Annotated in this window: 3 protein-coding genes; 2 read left to right on the forward strand and 1 reads right to left on the reverse strand. The window is 37.4% G+C overall.

The features are described 5' to 3' along the window. Position 1: 1 nt before the first annotated feature. On the reverse strand, positions 2-3,763 hold the full coding sequence (locus tag C406_RS0109060) for an AAA domain-containing protein (RefSeq protein ID WP_017380292.1): 3,762 nt from the start codon (positions 3,761-3,763) through the stop codon (positions 2-4). A gap of 789 nt (positions 3,764-4,552) precedes the next feature. Between C406_RS0109060 and C406_RS0109065 the strand changes: the two genes are divergently transcribed. Both C406_RS0109065 and C406_RS0109070 read left to right on the forward strand, forming a co-directional pair. Next, entirely contained in the window at positions 4,553-5,230 is a 678-nt protein-coding gene (locus C406_RS0109065; RefSeq protein ID WP_272943001.1) for an aspartate/glutamate racemase family protein, read from the forward strand. A 34-nt stretch (positions 5,231-5,264) separates the two neighbouring features. Continuing rightward, positions 5,265-6,557 carry a YheC/YheD family protein gene (locus tag C406_RS0109070; protein WP_017380294.1) on the forward strand — a complete coding sequence of 431 codons (1,293 nt, stop codon included), beginning with the start codon at positions 5,265-5,267 and terminating at the stop codon, positions 6,555-6,557. Positions 6,558-8,050: the final 1,493 nt, after the last annotated feature.

The following is an 8,050-nucleotide window of genomic DNA, read 5'->3' on the forward strand; positions in this document are numbered from 1 at the left end:
ATCACTTCCTGCCTACACTAGTTTCCAATTGTTTCAGTCCTTCATGTTGCTTCACTACTTTTAATACGTGTTGGAACATAGCCTTTTGCGACTCACCATGTGCTTTTTGTGTAAACATGTCCACGCTGCCCACAATCATTAGAAGTTCACGTGCCCTAGAGAGCGCGACGTTCAATCGTCGGTAATCCTTCAAGAAACCAATGTTCCCATCAGGTTGATGATGATTGCGTACAAAGCTCAGGATAATAACGTCCATCTCCATGCCCTGGAATTTGTCCACGGTACCAGTTCTACAATGTAGATGTGGAAGGTCAAGCTCTTGACTGAGTAAGCGATTCACTTTCTTCACTTGCTCCCCGTAAAAACTGATAATACCCACCTTTTTCTTCACAGTATGATCCAAACGACCTTCCCGTTTCGCTGATGCAGTAGCCTCGTTTAAATCTAGCAATAATTCTCGGATTTGCTTCAGTTCAGCTGCATTGTAATAGCTACGGCTATGCTGCTCACGTTCCTCTAAGAACCCTCGCTCATTGGGCATGTCGTACCAGAGAATATGCTGACCTCGTTTGAATAACTTGCCATCAAGTAAGTGATCCCGCTCCTTATTGGAATTAACTAGACCGCAGGCCAAACCATAATTTTTCTCACGGTAAAAAGGATTGATGGTTTCCATAATGTGCTCATGCATTCGATATTGAATACGAAGCGTTGTTTTGCTATCTTCAGGTAAATCCTTAAATAAACGTTCAAAAATGGATTCCTTCAAAATCGATTTCAATTCGGCTTTCTCTGTTGGATCTTTTATATCCTCCAGCGTCTCATCCATCGTGTCCTGCCCCACTAAAGGAGGAAGTTGATGATGATCACCTACCAAAATGATTTTCTTTCCTTTTAACATCGGCAGTAGTAGTTCCGGTGGTGTTGCTTTTGAAACCTCATCAATAATAACTACGTCAAAATCGGGATATTGGTTCACAAAATCTTTACTTGCTGAAATCGAACAAGTTACGCCAATCACATTTGCATACTGGATGTATAACTTTTTAATTTCATCTAAATCATAAGCAGTTGATTCCTCTAACATGCTCTTCCATTCCAAACGAATATCATTGGACACTGAGAGGAATGTTTCTTTACGTTGCAACTCGTCTAATTGCAAGACCGTTTCCTCGCACGTAAAATGAATTCTCTTCAGTTCATCTTCAACTTGAAGCGCCAAAATGACTTCCAATTGTGGCATTTGCTCTTTTAATACAGCTTGATTAGCCAGTTTAACGTCCATTTGTTGTTCCAATTGTGCGATATTATCTTGAAACTGAGTAATCTCTTGTTGTTGTTTTGAAACTTTTTCGTTATACGAGTTCATGGAACGCACCAGAGAGTCAACAAAGGCATCTTCAGTTCCCATTTGCACAAGCAAACGTTGTTTTTCAGCAAACTCCTTTTTCATCTCAACTTCGGTCCCAAAGCTTCCTTTATGGTGAAAATTCTTGCGTAAATCCGATAAGACTATATCCCATTCAGAGATTTCGCTATCCTTTTTTTCTACATGAGATTTCATTGAAGTGAATTCTTCACTCAGCTCTTTTAAGCGCTTAGCCATCGCTTGTCCAACTGCTTCTTTCAGCAGCTCAAACGTCTGCAATATTTCCTTCTTCAATTGCTCGTTGTCACTATTGGTTACGCGTTTACTACGACTGACGGCATCTCTCGATTTTTTGGCAATCATCAGGTTTTCATAATACGTGGAGAGTGTCATCCTATCTGTCTTATTCAACGGTTCACGGAAACCATACATTTTTTTCACATAATCACGAAATTCGTCGACCAGTTCCTTTACATGAGAATCTGTCACTTCCGACTTATCTAGTAGTGGATTCATCATAATTTTCTTCGCTAACATTTTCATATTGTAGTGCTGTGCATTCAGTTTCTGCTCGGCATAGTCAATTGCCTTGTTTAGGGTGTCATCCACTTCAGGCGAACCTTTGAATGTTTGATTCAATTTTTCATAAGTGAACTGCTGTTTTTCCAATTGACGTTTTACTGACAGTACTCCATGCGAATACGTCCACGATTCGTCACCCATCAGTTCCTTTAAGTCAGCAAGTTTTTTGACGGTTGTCACTTCACTCATTCCAACCTGCACCGCTAGTTCTTTTACATGAATAGCCTTAAGTTTACCAACCAGTACTTGACGATCAATTTTTTTATCCGTTAGGGATAGCTCAGCATCTAAGTACTTCAATTGATTTTCAATTTCGTTCATTTCCAATTGGATCTTGGCTTGCATAGTCGAAAACTTGTCTGTTCCATTAAAGAGAGTCACTTGTTCTTTTGCGTTTTTATAATGATTTTGCGCTTCTTTCAAAATCTCACGCGACGTTAGCACTTGAGTCTCGAATGCCTCTTTTTTTCGGTATGACTCAGCCACAGTTGAATGAAGGTCTGATACTTCCCGTTTCAGGTGATCAAGTTTAACTTCAGCTTCCCGCTTCTCTTCCAGCTGTAACTCTAGATGTGCTTTTTCAGTCAAAAGTGTATCCAGTGTTCCTTGTGTTTTTTCAATGGCAATTTGAATAGCTGGACCATTTTTTTCAAACTGATTCACATGAGTTTGAATGGACGAAAGCGTCTGGTGTTTCCAGTACAATGCCACTTGTTCCTCGACAAAACGTTGGCCTTCTTCTTCGATGCTTTCAGTTCGCCCAATCCGTAAAATACGAATTTCCTGATCAGTCAGCAATTTTCCGAGTGCGTTGTCCACAGCCAAATTGGATTGTGAAGCAACAAGTGTTTTTAACCCCATTTTCGCATGTTGATAACAAATTTCAGAAATCACCGTGGTCTTGCCTGTTCCAGGTGGCCCTTGGATGACATATAAATCCTGTGCCGCCATCGCACCCTCTACCGCTTGACGTTGGAAATCGTTGAGGTTTTGTTTGAAGGTTAAATCTTCCGGAACTTTCCCTTTTCGCACCGTTGGACGTTTCTCAAATAAGAGTTTTTCTAGGTTTGGATTGACAGCCCAACCGTTTTCTAGACGTTTAAAGCCATCCTTTAGGCGATTGATTTGCGCCATTTCTGCTACATTATCAAAAGCGAGCTTTCCGTTAACGGGAACTCTCCATTTTCCTTCTCTCGCCTTTTCTTGAAGATCTTTGCCAAGTTCCACATCGATTGTTCGTTTGCCCATTTGGACTTGTACGACACTTCCGAGGTTTTGGTTCGTCTCGACCAATTTAACTGCCGATTTTCGGTAGTATTTATCAAATCCGTTAGGCAGCTTCTGTAGCTCAAATGTTACTTTACGAAAATCTAGACTTATACGAGCGCCACGAATCCCGATTTCAAGTCTCTCTACATCTGCATTTCGTTCCATCACACGTAAATAAGATTCCCAGCTAGAAATCCGTTTCTTTACGTACTCCGATTGTTCTGAAGCTATGGGTAGAGCCTGAATGATTCTGTATAGAGAAAGAGTCATTTCTGTTGATACAAGACCCTTTCGATCAAACGCCATCTTCGCTTTCATATGTCTATTATTGCCTAATTGCAAACGCTTTTTAGTCACATAGAAATGAGCAACCTCAAGTCCATTACCAATCCATTCGCACTCCATTACCGGGGTCCCTGATACTGTTTCTGATTCTATATATAATGACACACGTTTTTGATTCACTTGACCATCTGAAAGGCGTTCCATATGAACATTAAGGATCGGAGACGCATTTAACAAGCTAGTCATCTCTTCAGCCATTTTCGGTTTACTTCTTCTAAACCGGCTGCTCACGGACAGATTACACCGCGTTACATCCGAACTTTTAACCACACTCACTGCGTTACACACTCCTTACCCGTTCAAACCATATCTTCCTATTGTAAAGGATTATCGCCCTCAAATCGACCGCTCATCAAGAAACCTTTTTGTCAGTTTTGGCAAATAAACCATCGCCACCTTCGAACACAGAGAAACGCCGCTGAAGTAAACCCGAACAAAGATTTCGTCGATTTCCGTTACGGGTGGTCGCTTTCCGCGGGTGGTCCGTGTGCCTCCTCGATCGCGATGCTCTATGTGGGGTCACACCTGGACACACTTTTCCCGCCGGAAAGATATTGGACGAACTGTCATTCGTCCAATATCTTTCCGACGAGTAACCGCAGGAGCACATGTTTTTCTCGCCACCCTTCACTCCAATCAAATAACCGGAATAATTATTTACAAATTCAAAGGATTACACTTCAAATATTCGTATATCATTCATCAAAAGGCATTTATGAAATTGATTCAACTAAACGATTATCTCTAGTTATTTTTGATGCAATCTCATGAAAGTAATTAATAGAATCCACCCTAATTCTAAATTATAAGCACTTGTCAGCATTCTAATTACTACTAAGTTGCGCTGTTACAGTTTTCTAGTTAACCGTCTATGTAATACGTCTATATACATTTTTTTTTCGTGAATAAACTATAAAGGATATAGAGGTTAGTAGAGTAGGACAAATCAAAAATGGGAGGGAGATTAATCTGTCTAAAACAATTGGAATTCTTGGAGGGATGGGACCATCAGCCACAGTTGATTTATTTAATAAAATTATTTCCAATACACCAGCGATTTCAGATCAAGATCATATTCACATTATTATTAATAACAACCCCAAAATTCCTTCTCGCATTAATGCTTTAAATCCAGGAAGCGAATCTCCTTTACCAGAGCTTATTAAAGGTGCTCAAATGCTTCAAAAAGCAGGAGCGGATTTTATTATCATGCCGTGTAATACTGCACATATCTGGTATCAGGAAATTACTAAGTCCATTAATATTCCTTTTTATAACATGATTAATAATACGGTTGACCAAACATTAATCCAAATCAATGAAAATAATCCGACAGTTCTACTACTTGCCACTCACACTACTATTAATACAAGGTTATATCAAAAGGCATTTCAAGAATCCGCTGTTACTTTAATAGTTCCTAGCCTTACAGAACAAATTACGGTGAATGAAGCTATAAGCAAGGTAAAAGCAGGATTAATTAAGACCAACCCGTATCTAAAGGAATTAAATAAAATGGTAGATGATTATGCAAATAAAGGTGTAATCCACATTTTAGGTGGCTGCAGTGAATTACCTCTTTTATTTCCCTTACTAAGTGAAAAAATCAACAAATTAGACCCAACTCTAATGTTGGCACAATTTGCTGTATCTAAAGGTCTCTAATTCCTTTGGAACGTTACAAAAAAATTAAAAGGAGATGTTTAAACTGTTTTTAATCAAGATAGCAACTCAATTAAATCCAAATTTTCTTCATATAAATCAATTCACTCTACAAGAAATTAATACCAAGTCCAACAGAATCGTGTTGCACTTTGGTCAGATTTCAAAACAACTCTTTTTGATAATTGATAATCGATTACCAGACTATCAATTATTAATTCCTCAAAATACATTTGGCTCTATTATTATTCCTGACCTGCCCTATGATTGTTACTTTCAAGAAAACAACTTATATTTGGGACCAGTTATAGGTTTTATTCCTCAGGAAAAGTTCTATAAAGATCCACAACAAATGCTCATGCGTTTTGCAAAGTATGAAGAAATTAGAGGTCTAATTTTTTTGTTTAGACCCAACAATATTAATAGAATAAATAACACAATCGAAGGGTATTACTTCGATCCAAAAAACAATGAATTCATCAAAGGTCTCTTCCCATTTCCAGATGTTGTTTATAATAGAATTCGATTATCAAAAAAAACTGCTAAACTCTTTACTACTATTTTTAATTACCCCAATAACATTAATAAACTAAAATTCTGGTCACTACTGAGAACCCACCCGGATTTAGAATCTCATATACCTAAGACCATGAAATATGTAAATATTAAAAGCGTGCTGAATATGGTTGAAAGCTGTAACTCTATTTATTTAAAGCCTTATAATAAATCTCAAGGCAAAGGCATCTTCCACTTGAAAAAGAATGCAGAAGGTTATCAGTTAACGGATGGTTCTTTCAATACAATCCTTATTAAAAATAAAAAACAATTGAATAGGGTTCTGAAAAAAAAGCTTAAAGGTTCCTATTTAATTCAACAGGAAATTTCCAGTATAATAGCAGGGAAAAAAATAGATTTTAGGATTTATTTACACAAAAATCAAAATAATAAATGGTTTCTATCTGGTATGGAATCCAAAATAGCTAAAGAAGGTAGCATCATTTCAAATTTCATAAATAGAGAGAATATGATGTCTGGTGAAAAAGCCCTGCAACACTATTTTCAAATAGATTCCGAAAAAATTGAGCAGTTAAAAAAAATAATCTTCAAGTTATCTAAAAAGGCCATAATCGAAATCGAAAAATCCGGATATGAAGTTGGAGAAACAGCTATAGATCTAATAATAGATGAAGAATTAAACATATGGCTTCTTGAGGCTCAACTAAATTTTGCAGCAGAAAAAAAACTAATAAGATCCGATGCTGAACAACTTGTTCTTCCAACTATTCTTCCTGCACCCTTTCTCTATGCAAAAGCATTATCTGGATTCTGAAACTAAAAGAATCTTTCGCCTTCGAACATAGAAGAACACGGCTGAAGTTAAATTTCAGTTGCCATATTGAAGACACTTTTACCGTCCTGACTATGGCGTCAGCGAGCTCCGCCACTCATCAACTTTCTTTATAGAAGGTAAGAGAAAAGCGCCAATGGAAAAGATGACGTACTAGTGTAACCTTTGAAAAAAGATTGATTGAAATTTAGCGAGAATCCTCAATTTCTAGGTATAAAACAAACCTCGTATTTTGAACAAGTATTGATCAAAATGCGAGATTTTATCTGTTATTTTGGTCGTATTGTATCTTGAATCCTTTACTCTTAAAAGACGTATACTAATTAAACTAACGAATGGAGGTGAAAAAATGGATCTCATTTTATGGATGACTGTTTTGTCCGGTGCATTTATCGCAATATTCGCTGATAATAGAAAATGCAAAAAGAAAAAATGTTAAACACTTTCATATCCACCTGATGTATTCTTGGTAATTTTTAGACTATATAATAATTTTCTTTTTCAGACTCGAATAACTTACCTTTTTTAAAAAAAGCCCCTCCCTTAGATAAAAAATCCAAAGGGGTCAAGCTTCGTGACTTTTTTTAAAACATCGGGACTTTATTTCAAACCAACAACTAGCTCTTTCATTGGCGCCTTTACAATTAGTTTAGTCTTTCGTATTTTTCTTATATTTTCCACGCAAGTAATCGATGACCGAAAACGTAATTTGTTCATACGCATTCAATCCATTTCGCAACAATTGTTGCGTTTAGACAACTGATTGCCTGTTCCGTAAATCACTTCATCTAAGCCTCCCAAGAGGAATCTGCTCTTTTTCTATCTGCTCAATTCATTATCCTGCTCACGCTGAATTTCTTTTTTATGAGTCTTTTCAAATTCAGTCCGTTCAGGCTCCAGTCCCACTCTCTCACGTGCTTGCAACGTTTTTCCCTTAACTTTGTCCGCTAACTTTCAAGACAGCTAATCAAGGTTCTTGAAATCCATTTCAGGACTTTCTGTAAAACTATCACTTAATGATTCAACTTTCCTTATTTTAACATCACACGACGAGTTCATTGATAAGCGTAGCATATTATTTTCTAGTACAACGATATCGTAATCACCATAAATGGTTTAATGTTTAAAGATTCTGGATTGGACACTACCTGTTATTAGTAAACTTATAATACAACAAAAACAAGCAATCTTTTCCTCGACAAATTGAGAAAAGGATTGCTTGTTTTGATTGAAAAGCCGGGGGCACATTCTGTTAGATTTTGAACAGATAAAGGATCCTCATCCTTTTTAGATGAAAGAAAATATATATACAAGTGATTGAAGTGGAAGGCGGCGAGAAAACATGTGCTCCTGCGGTTACTCGTCGCAAAGATATTGGACGAATTACAGTTCGTCCAATATCTTTCAAGCGGGAAAAGCATGAGCTGAAGACCCCTCGTCGAGGAGGCTAAGGCCCAATGTCATCAAGCTAACCA

The organism is Paenisporosarcina sp. TG-14, from assembly GCF_000297555.1.
GTDB classification, from domain to species: Bacteria; Bacillota; Bacilli; order Bacillales_A; family Planococcaceae; genus Paenisporosarcina; species Paenisporosarcina antarctica.